General features: G+C 50.3%; 15 protein-coding genes. 2 read left to right on the top strand and 13 right to left on the bottom strand.

Annotated features, from left to right (window positions below):
- The first annotated feature begins 18 nt into the window (after positions 1–18).
- On the top strand, positions 19–3948 hold the full coding sequence (locus JCM10914_RS13205) for a X2-like carbohydrate binding domain-containing protein (RefSeq protein WP_036718082.1): 3930 nt from the start codon (positions 19–21) through the stop codon (positions 3946–3948).
- 527 nt (positions 3949–4475) lie between these two features.
- Here JCM10914_RS13205 and JCM10914_RS31830 read toward each other — a convergent pair.
- The 8 genes from JCM10914_RS31830 to JCM10914_RS13180 are packed head-to-tail and all read right to left on the bottom strand — an operon-like array spanning position 4476 to position 9459.
- Positions 4476–4775: a hypothetical protein gene (locus JCM10914_RS31830; protein WP_370570242.1), complete on the bottom strand. Its 300-nt coding sequence runs from the start codon at positions 4773–4775 to the stop codon at positions 4476–4478.
- Positions 4772–5206, bottom strand: a complete 435-nt coding sequence (locus JCM10914_RS31825) for a hypothetical protein (RefSeq protein WP_370570241.1) — start codon at positions 5204–5206, stop codon at positions 4772–4774. Before JCM10914_RS31825 ends, JCM10914_RS31830 begins: the two co-directional genes overlap by 4 nt.
- On the bottom strand, positions 5149–5394 hold the full coding sequence (locus JCM10914_RS31820; RefSeq protein WP_023961657.1) for a hypothetical protein: 246 nt from the start codon (positions 5392–5394) through the stop codon (positions 5149–5151). The genes JCM10914_RS31825 and JCM10914_RS31820 overlap by 58 nt, the downstream gene beginning before the upstream one ends.
- Before the next feature lie 13 nt (positions 5395–5407).
- Positions 5408–5920: a Gfo/Idh/MocA family oxidoreductase gene (locus JCM10914_RS30255; RefSeq protein WP_023961655.1), complete on the bottom strand. Its 513-nt coding sequence runs from the start codon at positions 5918–5920 to the stop codon at positions 5408–5410.
- The gene (locus JCM10914_RS30250) at positions 5920–6480 is read right to left on the bottom strand and encodes a Gfo/Idh/MocA family protein (RefSeq protein ID WP_023961653.1); all 561 of its coding nucleotides are present in this window, start codon (positions 6478–6480) and stop codon (positions 5920–5922) included. The genes JCM10914_RS30255 and JCM10914_RS30250 overlap by 1 nt, the downstream gene beginning before the upstream one ends.
- A complete protein-coding gene (locus JCM10914_RS13190) occupies positions 6470–7720 on the bottom strand; it encodes a DegT/DnrJ/EryC1/StrS aminotransferase family protein (protein WP_023961651.1) in 1251 nt (416 codons plus the stop codon). Before JCM10914_RS13190 ends, JCM10914_RS30250 begins: the two co-directional genes overlap by 11 nt.
- Positions 7721–7750: 30 nt before the next feature.
- Positions 7751–8995 carry a hypothetical protein gene (locus tag JCM10914_RS13185; RefSeq protein ID WP_023961649.1) on the bottom strand — a complete coding sequence of 415 codons (1245 nt, stop codon included), beginning with the start codon at positions 8993–8995 and terminating at the stop codon, positions 7751–7753.
- A 56-nt stretch (positions 8996–9051) separates the two neighbouring features.
- Entirely contained in the window at positions 9052–9459 is a 408-nt protein-coding gene (locus JCM10914_RS13180; RefSeq protein WP_036718079.1) for a hypothetical protein, read from the bottom strand.
- A 129-nt stretch (positions 9460–9588) separates the two neighbouring features.
- Here JCM10914_RS13180 and JCM10914_RS13175 point away from each other — a divergent pair, with 129 nt between their 5' ends.
- Positions 9589–10974, top strand: a complete 1386-nt coding sequence (locus JCM10914_RS13175; protein ID WP_023961646.1) for an extracellular solute-binding protein — start codon at positions 9589–9591, stop codon at positions 10972–10974.
- Positions 10975–11288: 314 nt separating this feature from the next.
- On the opposite strand, the gene JCM10914_RS13170 is transcribed toward JCM10914_RS13175, so the two are convergent.
- The 5 genes from JCM10914_RS13170 to JCM10914_RS13150 form a co-directional block, all read right to left on the bottom strand.
- The gene (locus tag JCM10914_RS13170) at positions 11289–12080 is read right to left on the bottom strand and encodes a glucosamine-6-phosphate deaminase (RefSeq protein WP_023961644.1); all 792 of its coding nucleotides are present in this window, start codon (positions 12078–12080) and stop codon (positions 11289–11291) included.
- Between the two features lie 207 nt (positions 12081–12287).
- Positions 12288–12881, bottom strand: coding sequence for a histidine phosphatase family protein (locus tag JCM10914_RS13165; protein WP_023961642.1), 594 nt, complete (start codon positions 12879–12881; stop codon positions 12288–12290).
- Positions 12882–12994: 113 nt separating this feature from the next.
- Complete coding sequence (locus JCM10914_RS13160; protein ID WP_023961640.1) at positions 12995–13816, bottom strand: AraC family transcriptional regulator; 822 nt, start codon at positions 13814–13816, stop codon at positions 12995–12997.
- A 157-nt stretch (positions 13817–13973) separates the two neighbouring features.
- Complete coding sequence (locus JCM10914_RS13155; RefSeq protein ID WP_023961638.1) at positions 13974–14762, bottom strand: ABC transporter ATP-binding protein; 789 nt, start codon at positions 14760–14762, stop codon at positions 13974–13976.
- Positions 14763–14862: 100 nt separating this feature from the next.
- Positions 14863–15798 (bottom strand): hypothetical protein, encoded by a 936-nt coding sequence (locus tag JCM10914_RS13150; RefSeq protein WP_023961636.1) that lies wholly within the window; start codon positions 15796–15798, stop codon positions 14863–14865.
- Between the last annotated feature and the right edge of the window lie 20 nt (positions 15799–15818).

The following is a 15818-nucleotide window of genomic DNA, read 5'->3' as shown; positions in this document are numbered from 1 at the left end:
CATAGGGGAGGAATATTCGTGGACAAACGGTGGTCACATTGGACAAAGCCCTCAAGGCTGATGCCTGCTTGGTTTGTTGTTCTCATGCTTCTGACTGGACTCGGTACAGCCTATGCCCAAGAGAACGCGCTAAGTAACGGCGGGTTCGAGTCATGGACGAATGGCGCGCCTGTCGACTGGAGAGTTTATACCGATGCAGGGGGGACGGTTACTCAGCTCACATCACCCCAAGATGTAGCCGAGGGCAGTAGTTCCATCTCACTGAAGGCTCCTGCTACCGGCGATCGGGCAGATCTCCGTCAAGGCCCTTTTCCTGTCACAGGTGGCGAAACCTATGATGTCTCCTTCTTATATCGCAAGCCGGCTAGTCCAGCTAATGCGACCCTTTACTTTAAACTAACGTATCGGATGGCCGACGGCACAGCCATTACGCCAACTTATGTTGAACGGCTTCCTGCAGCCGCAGTCTCCTCCTATCAGCTTCACGCCTCACAAGTCGTCGCTCCGCTGACCGCAACATCCGTCATCCTGGAATTCGATATTCGCAACGGTGGCGCCGTTGATATCGATGCAGCTTCCTGGTCCGTGCATGTACCTCCGCCAGAAATGCTTACCTTTGACAAAAAACCTTCGCAGCAAGCTAATCTTCCACTTCCCATCGATCTGAACGGACAGAGCGTAACCGGTATTTACAATGGTACGGAGGCACTTCACGCAGGTGTCGACTACTGGGTCAACCTGGACGTCATCTCGATCAGTCGTCAATATCTCTCCCAACTCCCGCTGGGTATCCTGTCTTTTACCGTGGAATATGCCTCGAACGATCAAGATACGATTGACATTCTGATCGTTGATAACTCGCTTGCTGGCAACGGTCCGAATCTGCTGTCAAACTCCGGTTTCGATACGTGGAGCGGAACAACGTTACCAAGCTGGAGCTTCCAGACGCAAGGAAGCGGAAGCACCACGCGCTCGACGGCTGCAGGATTCCGGTTAACGGGAAGTGCCGTTCGCTTGGAAGCTCCGAACGCAGGTGATCAAGCTCAGGTTACGCAAGCGAGTATACCCGTTAGTCCTCTTAACACATACCGTGCATCGTTCAAATACCGAACTTCTTATGTTGAAGGCAGTGCCACGCTGTTCGTTGAATTTAAGGATGCGGACGGACAAACGATTCATACACAATCGACCCTGTTGTTCCGCGAAGAGCAGGACCGTTTCGCGACACTAGCAGAGCTGGATGCTACGGCACCACCGCAAGCTGTCACTGCTTCGATGTCTATCCAGACTCAGCATGGGCTCGTCTGGGTGGATAATGCCGTCTTTCAAGAAATCGCGAACCAAATCGTGAACGGCAGCTTTGAGCGGGAGACCCCGGCAAACGGTTGGGACTTCTACGCGGCACCAGGATCCGTCGATGCGAACGCCGTTTGGTTAACCACAGGTGGTTATGATCTTGGCGGCACGCTGCAGACGTCAACCGCCTCTACTTTAGATACGATTACGCTGACGCAAACCGGGCTTCCACTTGCTGAGAGCCGCCGCTATAAAGTCAACGTTGTCTACAATAACGTGGTGACTTCAGAGGGATATTCATCCAGGGTGCGTCTAACCTGGCTGGACAGCGGTAGTGACCCGCTGCAATGGGAGACGTACGAAGCCGAGGCATTTGACCTCTCTGGTGAATGGCGACGATTAACGCAAGTTCTGTTCAAACCGGCTGGCGCAGCTCGCCTGAAGATCGAGCTCATATCCGGTGGAGGTACAGGCGAAACCTTATGGGACGGTATTGTCGTTGAGCCTTGGCTTGATCTATACAAGGTGGATGGAACACCCGCTACAGACATCCAAATTTCTTACGAATGGGCCAACGAGATTAAACCTGAAATATTCTGGCCGCACGTGCCGGAAGCTGTCACGACCAGTCCTGATTCGTCGGTATGGAGCAGCGAATTGATCAGGCGTCACTTCTTCGGTTTAGACGGATACTATTATCTCAACTATTGGTCAGCACCGAGCACCAAAATTCGTGAGTTTAACCTGCCTACACTAGCTGCAACGGTTGGCATTGTGCCAGGTCCGAATGATCCGGGCAGAGCTTTTGCCGGGGATATTCCCTTCTCTCCGATCGTATCCCCGAGTGGAACGGGCGGCGAGTATTTTCCTGGAGGTGCTCAATCGACAGCGGGAACGAACTCGACTCTGTACACATTAACCGGAGACTCATCTTTTCTGGATCGTTCGAATCAAATGGTAAACTATGCATTTTATTCCCAATACAAAGCAAACGGCGACAACGAATTTGTTCGTACTCACTACCCGGATGAATGGCAGAAGGTGCTGGACACTGGACGTAATGAGCAGTACCGCGGCGGATGGGATTACAAGTTCAATTGGAACTGGACGAACGTGTATGGTTACACTTATCCGAAGCACTCGCCGGACGGTCATGTGAACTCGCAAATCGGTGCGCGCTTGATTCATTCCTATCAAGTTAACAATGACCCGGCACTGCTTGATGCTGTGTACGATTTTGCATATTACCAGCTGCCAAGAAACGGATACAATCATGGATTGTATAAAGACCGTCCTTACTACTTTTTCGGCTACGGCCCTTCCACAACAGGCATACCGAATGATGCGAGCAACCCGCTTGGAGACGGAGCGGATAATGTGAACGCAGCCAAGGCACATCTGCTTGCCAAGCTTGGATACTTGAAGAACGACCCGAAGATGCTTGAGCTTGCGCGCGGGTTACTCTGGTATCTGGCACGAGAATACGAATACGATGGCGCCTTCTATTACGATACCGCGGAGAATCCGCTCAACACTACAAGAGCTGTGCTCGACCAGAGTCATGAAATTATGATGGTATGGGATGCAATGCATGCTTTTGCTTATCTGAAGGAAGCCGGCGTGGATGTTGGACCTGAAGAGCTCGTATGGAAGGAAGCTTACGATGCGACGGCTGCAAGCGGACTGTGGTACCAAAGCTCCCTGCATCTGAAAGCGCTGAAGGCTTATGACGGCGAGCCGGAGCCGAATGAAACCATCAACCCTGTCACGTATGTTCAAGTAACAGGTAAGGGTCCGTACCACGATGTCAAATGGTTCGATCAGCTAGGGGATGAGACGCTGCGTCCTGCCAATCTGGATGTCAGAATATCCAGAGTCATTGCGCCGAATGCAGCGGAAACGGATTGGACGCTGGACTCATCGCGCGACATCGTGCTCAGCGTTGATCCCGATGTACTGGAACAGGAGGGCATAATTTTACCGTGGTCCCTGAGCCAAGGCGAAATTTATCGGATCTCTTATCAAGTCACATTAACGGCAAACTTTGATCGGTTGATCCATACGATGCCAAATGCAGGGCTTAACGTCGCAACCGATTCGGGCAGCGGTCTTCGCAATGAATGGATCGGAGCTATGGCCCCTTCACTGAAGATCGATTATAACGTCCATGCATCCAGTATGCTAAGTTATCCTGCGAACTTGTATTTTCCTTTTGACAGCGCGACGGGAGCGCAACTCCAAACAGGGGCGGCCCCGGCTTCTATACCATACGCGCCCGGATCGTGGACGCCAGCAAGCACTTCCTCACGCATTCACTTCAAGAATCTGACGCCTTCATCTGTCTATAACGATTATTTCAGTGGAAGCATCTATGGTCAGATCGAATTCGAACAATTCATCGAATACGATATTTATGTACCGGCTAGTTCATCATCTGCCTACAACGTAACGCTCGAACGCGTGCTTGGCAATCTCACATACCAAGTTTATATCGATAATGTCCAGCTCCCAACCGATGTGCTGCTCTCCTCCACCCTACGTACATCGTTCCATGACCTGGGTAGTATAACGCTCGCACCGGGTTGGCACAAAATACGTTTCGAGACGCCTGGATCCATGAGCATACTGAATCTTACCTTAACGGCGGATTGATCATTCCGACTAATTTTTAAGCACCTCATTAACAGGAACAGGAGCCGGTTCTATTCTAAAAAGCTATCTGGATTTCTATTCAGATGAAAAGCCATAGCGGTGGTACTCACCGCTATGGCTTGTTTTTGTTTCCAACGTACCATGTAACCTTGGGCAGGTGAAAGGATGCAAAGTGCAGGCTTTTCCACCAAAATTTATCCCTTTAGTAGAAAAGGATGCATATGTGCAGTTTTTTATCACCTATTCGACCGATTAGCCCTGGTTTGAGTTAAAAGCCTGCACATTTGCAGGTATTTCTGTAAATATCGCATCATCGACCCACTAATTCCTGCATAATTGCAGGAATTTCTCTCACTGGTGATCTAATCTACCGGATTAATCTAACGGGGTGATCTATATCGGATCTCCATTACGAACAATGGGACGATTCATGCACGACACGAGGCGTCTATGCACAGCAAGAAGTAATAAGAGCCGCCCTGCAAGATCTAGGAAGATCTTTGCTCGACAGCCCCCAATCCCGTGATTCACGTTATCGATATAAAGTCATCGGCTAGTCTTACGACCTGCCCTGTTTCGCGCGATACGTTCGCGGCTTCGAGGAAACGAACGATCTCCAGCGTCTCAGACAGTGGTACGTCCGGTTTACCGGTTGCGAACATGTTCATCACCTCATCCAGCAAGCTGGCGTAATACGGCTTGGGGTGCTCCATCAGATCCACGAATCGACTGTCCTCCTGGCGATGGATCGTAATGCCGAACCTGCCGTTACCCGCGCGATTGCCGCGAACGGTGCCGATGCGGCCGTCTTGCCATACTCCCGTCAATACTTCATGCTGCTCCGTTGCCGCCACGTGCACTTGTGTACAACCTTCACCCAGCACGCGATAGAGCATCTCGCTGCATGAATGCCATACCAGAAGAAACCCGGCTGGGTGGGCTGCAGGTGAAGCGGACCGGCACAATCGACGCCGATAATCCCTTCCTCGCCAGCACGCGCAAGTTCATCCTGAAGCCCTTGCGCGTAACGAAGGGACGAGCTGCTCATGATCGTGACTTGATGTTTCTGCGCCAGCTTAACGATCGCAACGGCATCCTGACTGGTTATCGCAAACGGCTTGTCAATGAACACAAGCCGGCAATGCGGGGCAATCTCGCGGAAGAGTGCAAGGTGCGCCCTGCCATCAACGGCTTCGAGCATCACGCGTCCACACTCTTCGCCACGTCCGCCGGGCTGTCCATGATTTCCGTACCCCATGCAGCCAACTCCTCCGTATACCCTTCCACCCTGCTTATGCTTAGCTCGAAATCCGGGGATCCGCCAGGAAAGGCTGCGGTTACACGTCCGCCAGGGATATAATATGGATGTTCCTGATCATGCAGCATTTTAGAAAAAATCGAAACGTGGGACGTATCCAGACCAATCATGCCAATTGTTATAGTCATATCAATGGCTCCTCTACTCTGTGATTATTTCAATCCTAGTAACGTCAACCTCATGTCCGGCAGCTGATGAACGATAGATACACTCGATAAGCGCAACAGCTCTTGAACCATCCTCGCCGGTTACGAGCGGGGCTCTGCCAAGGCGAAGAGATTCAACGATATCCGTGAGCTGATGCAGATGCGGTTCCCATGAAATATGGCCAGGATCGCTCACACCACCACCAGTACCGGATGAAGTACTTGGTGGGCGATCCGTACCTGGTACGCACCAGACCGTAATATCCGAGCCCTCTACTACAATCGTACCTTGTTCACCATATAACGCAAGCTTGGGTGGGAATCCCGGTTGAATGCTGGTTGAAGCAAAAATCCGCCCCAACACGCCGCTCTCGCTCTGAATCGTAGCTAATGCCATGTCTTCCGCTTCCATGCGATGAGTCTGTGTAGCCACTTTGCCGTACGCCTTCACAATTGGGGATGCAATCATCCAGAGCAATAAGTCGATGGAGTGGATGCCTTGGTTCATCAAGCACCGCCATCCTGATCCATCCTGCCGCGCCAGTCAGCCGAATCATAATAATCCTGGCTCCGATAATAGGGACATGACACTTCGGCCATCAGTAATCGACCAAGCTTGCCCTGCGACAGCACATCCTTGATGATGCCATGCTGGGGCTCGAACCTTCGCTGAGAGATCACAGAGAGCATTAAACGGCGCTCTGCGGCGGTGGCGATCAGTTCATTCGCTTGCTCGGCTGTCATGGCAAGCGGCTTCTCGACCACTAGATGCTTACCTGAGCGGAGAACCTCCATGCCAATCTCATAGTGACTTCCGCTGCTCGTCGTAACGCAGACCACATCCAACTCCTTGATACGCAGCAGTTCACGATAATCCGTCGCTGCATAACAGCCGTGTTCAGCCGCTATGTTCTTGGTCTGTTCCTCTCGCCTGCTAGCTACGCCAAGCAGAATCGCCTGCTCGATCCGGTTGATCGCTTTGAGATGAAATTCTGAAATCATCCCGAGGCCGATGACGCCGAATCGAACGGGGCCATCCACCTTGGGAATCGGAATTCTATCGAGCATAGGCCAAGGCTACCTTGCGGATGGCTATAATCATGCTCTCGATATCTTCACTGGTAAAAAATTCATTGGGCCTGAGCACAATGGCGGTCCGCAGAATTTCTTCCGCATTCGGGCACAGTCCCTCCCCATATTCCGCATCAGACAATTCAAATGGATAATGACTGCCAAGATAGGCCTGCTTATTCTGGAACATTTCGCTCATGTATACGGTTGTTGGAATATATCCCGCACTATTCGGAATGCCTTCCGCTGCCAGCGCAGCCGAGAATTCGTCACGGGTGCAGGTCAACTTGCTCTCATCGACGCGAAGCATATAGAACCAATATGAACTCCAGCTATCTCTCGTAATGTCGTGTGCATGAACGCCAGGCACACCTGCTATTCCTTCTCTGATCCGCTCTCCGTTCGCATGCCGACGATCGCATATTCCCCGCAGCTTCTTGAGTTGTGCAATACCTACAGCACCTTGAAGCTCGGTCATTCGGTAATTGGGTGCAAGATAGCTAAGCCCTCGATTCACGGCGCCCCCAAAGCGCTGATAGTTCTTGTCTGCAAAAGCGTGCACTCTGCGGTAATCTTCTTCATCGCCGGAGTTAACAGTAACGATTCCGCCATCCCCCGTCGAGATATGCTTGAAATCATTCGTGCTGAAGCAGCCGTAATCTCCGATCGTGCCGGCCAACTTACCGTTGAACTCCGTCAGATAACTCTGGGCGCAATCCTCGATCACTTTCAGATTATGCTTGCGCGCAATGGTCATGATGGCATCCATGTCGCACGGATTGCCAGCAAGATGCACGACGAGGATCGCTTTGGTTCTCGGCGTAATTCGCGCCTCCACCGATTCCGGCAGCAAATTATACGTATGCGGGTCCAGATCCGCAAAGACGGGAACCGCATTCTGATACAGAATTCCGACAAGCGTGCCTTGATCCGTAATCGGACTGGTGATTACCTCGTCACCAACCGTAACCCCGGCTGCGCCAAGGGCGATATGAATAGCAGCGGTGCCCGATGAAGCAGCAACACTATAATCCACACCGTATATGCTATTGAAATCAGACAGGAACGTCTTCACTTTGTCGCCATTATGATAGAACAGCGTGTTTTGCTCCAATGCTTCGACTAGCTCCTTAACCTCTTCCATTCCGAATCTTTTTCCAGTTCCGAATGGCGTTGTTTTGGTCTTCGGTCCACCTTGGATTGCCAGCTTCTCAACGCTTTTTATGGACTCACTCATAAGTAAAGCCTCCTCTGATATTTTATCGTCCTATACCGCCGACGGTTTACGTTCGGAAACGACCTGCTTGCGACACAGGTGCCCGAATCTGATCTGAGCGCTTGTGCCGGCTGCTTCAGCGGACTTCACCGGTATCCATACGACGGTTCCGGGCTGAGCCTGATGCACAACTACCTCCCCAAGCTCATTCACCCCATCGATAACTGTCATGCGCCTGGCTCTGCACCATTCGTTAATCTGCTCGCAAGTCCAGAATTGAAATCCGCGCCGACGGGCTTGACGTACTAGCATGCGCATGGCATCCCGTACCTTCTCCTGGCGATGGATATGAACCTGATGAAACAGAAAATGTGCAACCCCGTCTACCCGTTTAACCTGATCAAGAAAGGGCTCGATAATGGTGCTGTCCGCCCAACCGACTAAATCCATGTCCTGTGTCAGAAACCCAATCTCTAATACATCGTAGAGTCGGTTACCGTCTTGAAACCATGACATCGGATAGTAGGGATGGCAGGTACCGAATAGGAATCCGACATTCCCTGGCTTGCTGGGTCCTCTCGTCTGGTCCGCCTGAATCCCTTCACGTTCACACCATTCAAATAACTCGCCCCAGCCTTCAAAGCGGGTATAGTGATTCTTGTTGGATATCGCGTTCGGTATGGCGGTAACGTCCCTGAACCATTGATGCTGCCGCGCCAGCTCCTTCGAGTCCCAGCGCCCCCCCTGGATCTCCAACGCATTGTAATGAAGAGCCAGTTCATGGCCTGCTGCCTTCACACGCTCATACACAGGTGCACTGTATCCCGGCTCGATCATGCACCACGTAGACTTCACGCCAACCTCGTCCATCAACTCAAGCGTCGCTTCCGCATGCGCATCCTGATTCTGGTCACTGTCAAAAGATATCATCGCCATATGGTCAACACCCTCCGGCCAGTACCCGATGAAAGGAATCGTCATTCCGAATTCGAGAGCCACCGATACGAGATGAGATATCAAGCATTCGCGCCACAAATCCGCATGGGGAACGGCAAAATGCTTCTGCCCGCTGACCGTGCTTGCTCGGTCGTGATGCCAATCCAGCGCAATGGCATCATCGGCCTTCAGAATGCCTTCATTGACTTTGCCCGTTCCATCCAGCGCGGGTATCCCATCTTCAAGCACAGGCTCTATTCCTTGCTGGAGCAGGACAACTTCACGTGGAATATTGACCGCCCAGCGGTCGATTCTGCCGAGCCCATATGGAATCTGATGCAATAGCGTCCCTGCGCTCAAGGTCGTGTCTCCAGCCGTATAAAGAAAACCTAATGCTTGCAGTACAACACCGGTTACTAACTTGTCATGACATGACCATGGCGAAGCTCTCGAAAGCGAAGCCGTACCGACTCACTTGTCTCCGGACGAGATAAGGCATACTCGGCATATCCTTCACCTATTCGTTGGGACCTTACATATCCAAGCTCCTCGGCTGCCGAATGCAGTCCACCATAAGATATGACCCTACCGCCTTGCCGCACGAAGTCAAGCAGCGAACGCTCCCCGCGCTCGTCCGTCACGGCGGCAATGATGATATCGTAGCCGCGATCAACCAGTGTGCCACTGTCTTCAAGCCAGTCATGCTGAATGCCTGCATGCGACAAAATCTCGCCCACATACTTCTGAAATAAATTCTGTCCGTAAGCTTGACGTCGTTCCGCGGTCATCCTATCGCACAAGATTCCAATACGTGCTATCTTCAAGGCCGTTCATCCTTCCCGTGTGGCATGCCGAAATTGCATACCAATATCATACTTGTATTGTTTTTTAGAAAACGATATGCTAATTCTAGTCGGTACTCCGATTAATATATAAGATTGGGTGTAGGTTCAATGAAACGCGATCAACAATTCCGTTATATTACATTAGCTAAGGCGCTCCGTGATCAGATCATGACCGGGTATATCCAGCCAGGACAATTTCTGTTGTCTGAGAATGAGCTTTGCCGTCATTATGGGTTAAGCCGTACCTCGGTACGCAAAGCATTAGATCAACTACAAGAAGAAGGGCTTATCGTCAAACGGGTCGGGCAGGGAACCATCGTATCTCCGGACTTGGTCATTTCGGATATCAATCCGACAACCACGTTGCGGATTCTGGCAACCTCACCCTCCTATTTCGCCGACTACGCTCTTCCCATCATAGAACAAGAATTCAAACGCAGGATGCCCCATGTGGATGTTCGCATCATGTCACTTCCTAATCAATCGTTCCATCACTGGTTTGAAACCAGCCGCGAGCTCGGATTCAAACCCGATCTGCTGTTCGTCAGTGACAAGCAGTATCACGAACTACAAACAGAGAACAGCAGCGAGTTCCTGCCACTAGAGCCTGTAATCAAAGATTCGCTTGCAGTGGTCTACCCAAGACTGCTGCAAGGCTTCGGTGGAGATAACGCGCTGGCAGCCCCGGTGTCGTTCTCACCAATATACCTGGCATACAATCCGGAGATGTTCAGACGCTTTGATGCTCCTCTACCGCGCAGTGGATGGTCCTTGGAGGAGTTCTACACGGCTGCGCATGCGCTTACCCGGGATACAGACGGAAATGGAATCATGGATACATATGGAATCGCCTTGTCATCCGCAATGACCCGATGGCCCGCTATCGCCATGCGGAACGGAATCCGTTTCCAGGTTGACGATGATTCTGGATCCTTGCAGAAATCCTTAACAGCCATTCATGATATGTTGTTCCGCGAACGCATCGCCACGCTGGTGGGAAGCTCATGGCTCAACACGGAAGTATTCATTCGGGAGAAGACGGGAATGGTATTAACCACCGCTTTCGAGCAATCGACTTGGAAACAACGGGGAATCAGTTTCGATCCATTGATTGCCTCCATGCCTTTCGGTGATGATCCGTCTTCCTTATTGATTGCCAATGCGTTCATGATTCCGCAGGACAGTGAAAATCATGAGCTTGCCATGCAGTTCCTGTCCACCGCTCTATCCGAGAACACGCAAATGAAGATCGGACAATCGAACGTATTCTTGTCTGTACTGCCAAGCGTGAACGAATTTCTATTAAGCAAGGAAGACGTACAGACACTTGGGCTCAGCGGAAGTACGCTGGACAGCAGCCTCTTCTTGCATGAGATGCTCCCTGATCTGGAAGATACCGAAGAGTTGGAGAGGCAGATGGCACTCTTCTGGGTTGGACTGGAATCAGCCGATCAGCTAGCATCAAGGTTGCAGGATATAATCCATCAACGCTAAGTCCCAAATATAGCTTGTAGTTTTCATGATTTAAAAAGCCCCACGGTGGGCTTTTTTTCATGAGCAATTCTCCAAACTGCATCCCTCCAATTCGTCACTTTGATCAGAAATCAAAGTTTATTTTAGTTAGTTGTACGATACCTGTATTATAATTATAACGATAGGATATTGGGCCGTCAATGCGGATTCTGTGATCTGAGGGCTGCCGAATAATAGGTACAAGGCATGAGTTCCTCTTGCTCCGTCTTATGGCGATAGGAAAGGACCCTCCAGATGACTACCGGGAATCGCCTGGATGGTTTCCTTATCCTGCATCAAGCGTTAACCTTGACAACGTTCTCATCGAACGATTCCACGTCAACATACAACGTACAATTAGCATGTGTGCGCAGGATGGATGCAGGACACTCTGTATGAATATTACCCATTATCGTGTCCGTAACAGCCTGACATTTTGCAGGTCCAGGCACCATACAGTATAGATACTGGCCTGATAACAGCGTTGGAATCGTAAGCGTCAGGGCTTCTCTGGGCACATCATCCAAAGTCTCGAAACAACCATCATTAACTTGTTGCTGGCGGCATGCTTCATCAAGTTCAACAATCTTCATCGCTAATGGATCGGTAAAATCGGCTACTGGCGGATCATTAAAGGCAATATGGCCGTTCTCTCCGATTCCCATGCAGACGATGTCGACGGGAGCTTCATTCAGCAGGGCGGCGTACCGCTCGCATTCAGCTACCGCTGTGTTTGTTGTGTCCATGTAATGGACCGCTCCGGGACGGACGTGGTCAAACAATCCATTTTTCAGAAACAATCCAAATCGCTGAGGTGCCTCCTCCGGCAAGCCGATATATTCATCCATATGGAAAGCGTCGATCCGCTGCCAGTCAATCTCCTCATCACGGATCAATGCTCGCAGAAATTCATTCTGGGAAGGTGCCGCGGCAAAAATCATGCGAACACGATCCTGTCCGCTCAGCAGCTCTTTGATTCTCCCGGCCACCTGAGATGCTGCTGCTTCACCTAATGAAGCACGATCTTGATAAACTTGAATGAACATCGAGTCTTTCGATATTTCTTGAATTGGCGTGTTATTTGACATGAACATATCCTCCTTGTTTACAACGGGACTATGATTCAAACCATTACCTTAAACGTATGCAGCCTCCTTCTCTTCCATTATCATATCACCATCCCATACTAATAGACGCGACTTTAATTGGTCCATTAATACACAGAAAAAAGCTGCATCGATCTGTTGGGCAGACGCTCGCAGCTGTGCGGAAGTTCCATATGGCTTCGTATGATTTCATTGTACATGATCGGAATATGTCAAGTGATTAGTGTCGTTGTATAATGTGCAGTCCCAAGTACCGCTCACTTTCGTAAGCAGGGTTAATGAAGCATTATTTATGTAGGTCGTAGCAAATCGTTCAGGTAACAGCTTTTGCAGAGACAAGCCGATTATTGCACCATGGCTAACAACCAGTACACGTTGTCCGCTATAGCTTCGCCACACTTCTTCGAGGAACTGAGTCCCCCTTGCAGCGATCAACTCGAAATGCTCCATGCCTAAATCCTGTTGCCTCCAGTCTGCTCCCCATCTCGCCAATCTTTCATCCTCTGTGGTTCCTTCGATCAGCCCGCAGTCCATTTCACTGATACTTGTACACTTTATGATGTTCTGCATCTGTATTCCCCGGGCAAGAATCTCTGCCGTCTCCCTGGCTCGAATCAACGGGCTAGTCACGATAGTATCCCAGTGTTCATTCATCAGTCTTTGGGCTAACCAATGAGCTTGTCGCCTCCCTTCCGCGTTCAGCGGAATATCTGTCCGACCCTGCGCCCTGTTCTGTGCATTCCAATCCGTTATACCATGTCTTACGAGTCCGATAATGGGCATTCCAATTCCTCCTCTCATCTTATAGGACACCTCCCTCACGACTGCCGAAATACGTTGCCATAAAGTTTTCCCATGTAAAAGAAAAGAGGGTCGCAACGACCCTCCACTCTAACTTACTTCTGTTTCCTAACAGGAACCCAAACTTCTGTGTTTGTATCGTCGCCTCTAACAAATTCAGGAGCTTCAGCTAATTCATAACCAGAGGTAGGGAACCATTCGGTATATACTCGCTCCCATGTCTTCAATAATGCGTCTGGCATTTCTCCCATGGTTTGAAATACCGCCCATGTTTGAGCAGAGATCTCCAATTGCTCAAGTACTTTGGGACATGGCTTCGTAGTCGCTGTCGCCACATAGTAATCGATGTCCCCGTTCTCTTTTGTCAAGGAAATCTGTAATGTACCGGGAAACGAAGTGTTATCGTAGGGCTTAACACTTTCTTCGATCTCGTCGAGATGCACCCACAATTTCGGATTGAATTCGGCTCCACCAGCAACTGTTTCCTTTTTCCCCACGACGGTAAAAGCTTTTTTTTCAACAAACTTGTAATTCATTTCTACATCTCCTTTAATCGCGATTTGAAAGGTCATCCGAGGATAAGCTTTTAATGTAACGTCAGAGTGTTTAACTGAACTAGGAGCTACTTCGTGTAGAGTTTGAAATGCTCTTGAGAACGAATCCGGTGAATTATAGCCATACTTTATAGCTACATCAATCACTCTCATGTCACTTTCCTTCAAATCAAAAGCAGCTAAGGTCAGCCGTCTTCTACGAACATATTCCGCCAAGGATATACCCGCTATGAACGAAAACATTCGTTTAAAGTGATGTTCAGAAAAGCATGCAATTTTTGCAATCTCACCATAATCGATCTCTTCATCCAAATTGCTTTCAATATAACTTATTGCTGCATTCATTTTTTCAAGCAAATCCATTGGAATAACCTCCCTTCGCTTTAAAGGTAACAGAATGATCGTTCAATGATCTGATAAAATCCGTTCAGGTTTGTCGGGTCTGGATAGAAATGGCCACCGCCGATCCGTCTGGAGATGGCGGCTCTTCTGATGAGTATCGTAACAAGCTTGAGCCCCTTTATTTCAAATCCGGAATCGACATCCAGGCACGTTCGTTCTGCCAGCTCACCTCCACCGGCGTCTCGAAGAAGGAAGTCAGGTTGCTACTTGTCAGCATCTCCTTGGAACTTCCTTGACCGAATACGCTTCCCCGGCGAATGAGCAAGGAATGAGAGAAAATCGGCAGGATTTCTTCGATATGGTGGGTGACGAACAACAGCGTCGGCGCATCCGGCTTCGCTGCAAGCGCGGTGATACTCGACAGCAGTGCTTCCCTCGACAGAAAGTCAAGCCCGTTGCAGGCTTCGTCCAAGATCAACAACTTCGGCGAAGCCATTAAGCCGCGAGCGATCAGCAGCTTCTGCTTCTCCCCTTGCGAACAGGTTTCGTATGTACGACCGAGCAAATGGAAGCAATTAAAGTCCTTCATCAACTGTTCCGCTTGTTCCCGATCAGCTTCATCAATCTTCTGATACAAGCCGATGGAGGCATGTTTACCGCTAATTACGACATCAAGCGTGGATTCGCTTGGACGAATTCTCTCCTGCAGAGAGGAACTGACCCAGCCTATCGATTTGCGCAGCTCTCTTAAATCCACCGTCCCGAAGGGGTGGCCGAGTACCGATACGCTGCCACTCGTCGGCCAGATATATCCGTTGATCATGTTCAGGATGGTCGTCTTCCCGGAGCCGTTCAGCCCCAGCACCGCCCAATGCTCTCCTGGTCGTACAGTCCAATCCACACCGGTAAGAACGGTCTTCTGATCCCGTTTCCAGGTCACGTTATGAAGTTCAATCGTTGTGTTCATTTCAGTTCCCTCTCCTTCTTCAGCTGCGATACCGCTATTTTCTCTTTTCCGAAGATTATACCAGCAATGACATAAAGCATGAAGAAGAATCCTGTGAAATTTAGATCCAGCACATCTCTAAATGCCATGTATACGTGCCGCCAGCTGGTACCTCAGCTACCGCACTTTGTCCCATCGCATACGAAAGATCGTCGAGAAGCCCGGTAGCAGGCTCAATCGCCAGATGGTACTGTCCCTGATAACCGCCGTAGTTCGCCCATATCGATAAATAAGGCACCTGTTCTTTAGGAAAAAGCACGCCGAGTCCTTCCCTTGCGACCGGATCATAGATTGAAGCCCTTCCGTCTGGCAGCTCGCCTGTAAAATAAAATTTCTCTGCGGATGCTTCCAAAGGATTGCCGGTTCGATTTAAGCGGATATCAGGTCTCTCCTCCAACGGCTTAGGCCATTTCCCGATAGCGCCGGTCTCGCCCAACCTGCCTTGGGCGGAATACGATACAATGATTTCCCTCAGCTCTTCTGGAACGATAATCTCCATCCCCTCCTCAATCTGAAACAGTGGATGGGCCGCCCATAAGAATGAGAACGGGAACGGACTCGGATTGTGAACAGCATAATCGATCCGCAGACAATCCTCGCGGGGGAAAGAGTAGGTTTTGCGCAGTTGATAAGGAATTCGGATTCCCTGCACACTGCAGTGAAGCTGCTCTTGCGCGCAGTAAGCTTCCCAGGGGATGGACCACACCTCGCCATGATCCGGGAGCTCCGCGCCCTCCCATGGAAATGCAGGATAGCGGCATGGATTAATCGTAGGAAACATCTCATCCCAGCCGCTGCCGTCACGATTCCCGAAGGAACTTGCATATTCGCTTCTTTCCAACTTACCGCCAGGCTGCGTGAGCCACTCTCGTCCCGTTCTGCGGTTGCGAAGCGAGATGACCCGGCTTCCGAGTTCGGGTACCATGACCATCTCCATAGCCGCCGTACGCCCTGTCCAAACCTCATATCCATCCAACGTCCCCTTGCTCCAAATCATGATTATACGCCTCCTCCGTT

The sequence above is a fragment of the Paenibacillus sp. JCM 10914 genome, from assembly GCF_001315105.1.
Classification (GTDB): Bacteria; Bacillota; Bacilli; order Paenibacillales; family Paenibacillaceae; genus Paenibacillus_AQ.
The sequence above is the reverse complement of the archived record's forward strand: the minus strand, read 5'-3'. Positions and strand labels throughout refer to the sequence as shown.

Coding starts and splice junctions, on each gene's coding strand:
- JCM10914_RS30250 (WP_023961653.1), bottom strand. CDS start 6,480: ATGCTCGATAGAATTCCGATTCCCAAGGTGGATGGCCCCGTTCGATTC.
- JCM10914_RS13155 (WP_023961638.1), bottom strand. CDS start 14,762: ATGAACACAACGATTGAACTTCATAACGTGACCTGGAAACGGGATCAG.
- JCM10914_RS31820 (WP_023961657.1), bottom strand. CDS start 5,394: ATGACTATAACAATTGGCATGATTGGTCTGGATACGTCCCACGTTTCG.
- JCM10914_RS13160 (WP_023961640.1), bottom strand. CDS start 13,816: ATGGATTTGCTTGAAAAAATGAATGCAGCAATAAGTTATATTGAAAGC.
- JCM10914_RS13165 (WP_023961642.1), bottom strand. CDS start 12,881: ATGCCCATTATCGGACTCGTAAGACATGGTATAACGGATTGGAATGCA.
- JCM10914_RS13190 (WP_023961651.1), bottom strand. CDS start 7,720: ATGAGTGAGTCCATAAAAAGCGTTGAGAAGCTGGCAATCCAAGGTGGA.
- JCM10914_RS31825 (WP_370570241.1), bottom strand. CDS start 5,206: ATGGGGTACGGAAATCATGGACAGCCCGGCGGACGTGGCGAAGAGTGT.
- JCM10914_RS13175 (WP_023961646.1), top strand. CDS start 9,589: ATGAAACGCGATCAACAATTCCGTTATATTACATTAGCTAAGGCGCTC.
- JCM10914_RS13150 (WP_023961636.1), bottom strand. CDS start 15,798: ATGATTTGGAGCAAGGGGACGTTGGATGGATATGAGGTTTGGACAGGG.
- JCM10914_RS30255 (WP_023961655.1), bottom strand. CDS start 5,920: ATGAACCAAGGCATCCACTCCATCGACTTATTGCTCTGGATGATTGCA.
- JCM10914_RS13170 (WP_023961644.1), bottom strand. CDS start 12,080: ATGTCAAATAACACGCCAATTCAAGAAATATCGAAAGACTCGATGTTC.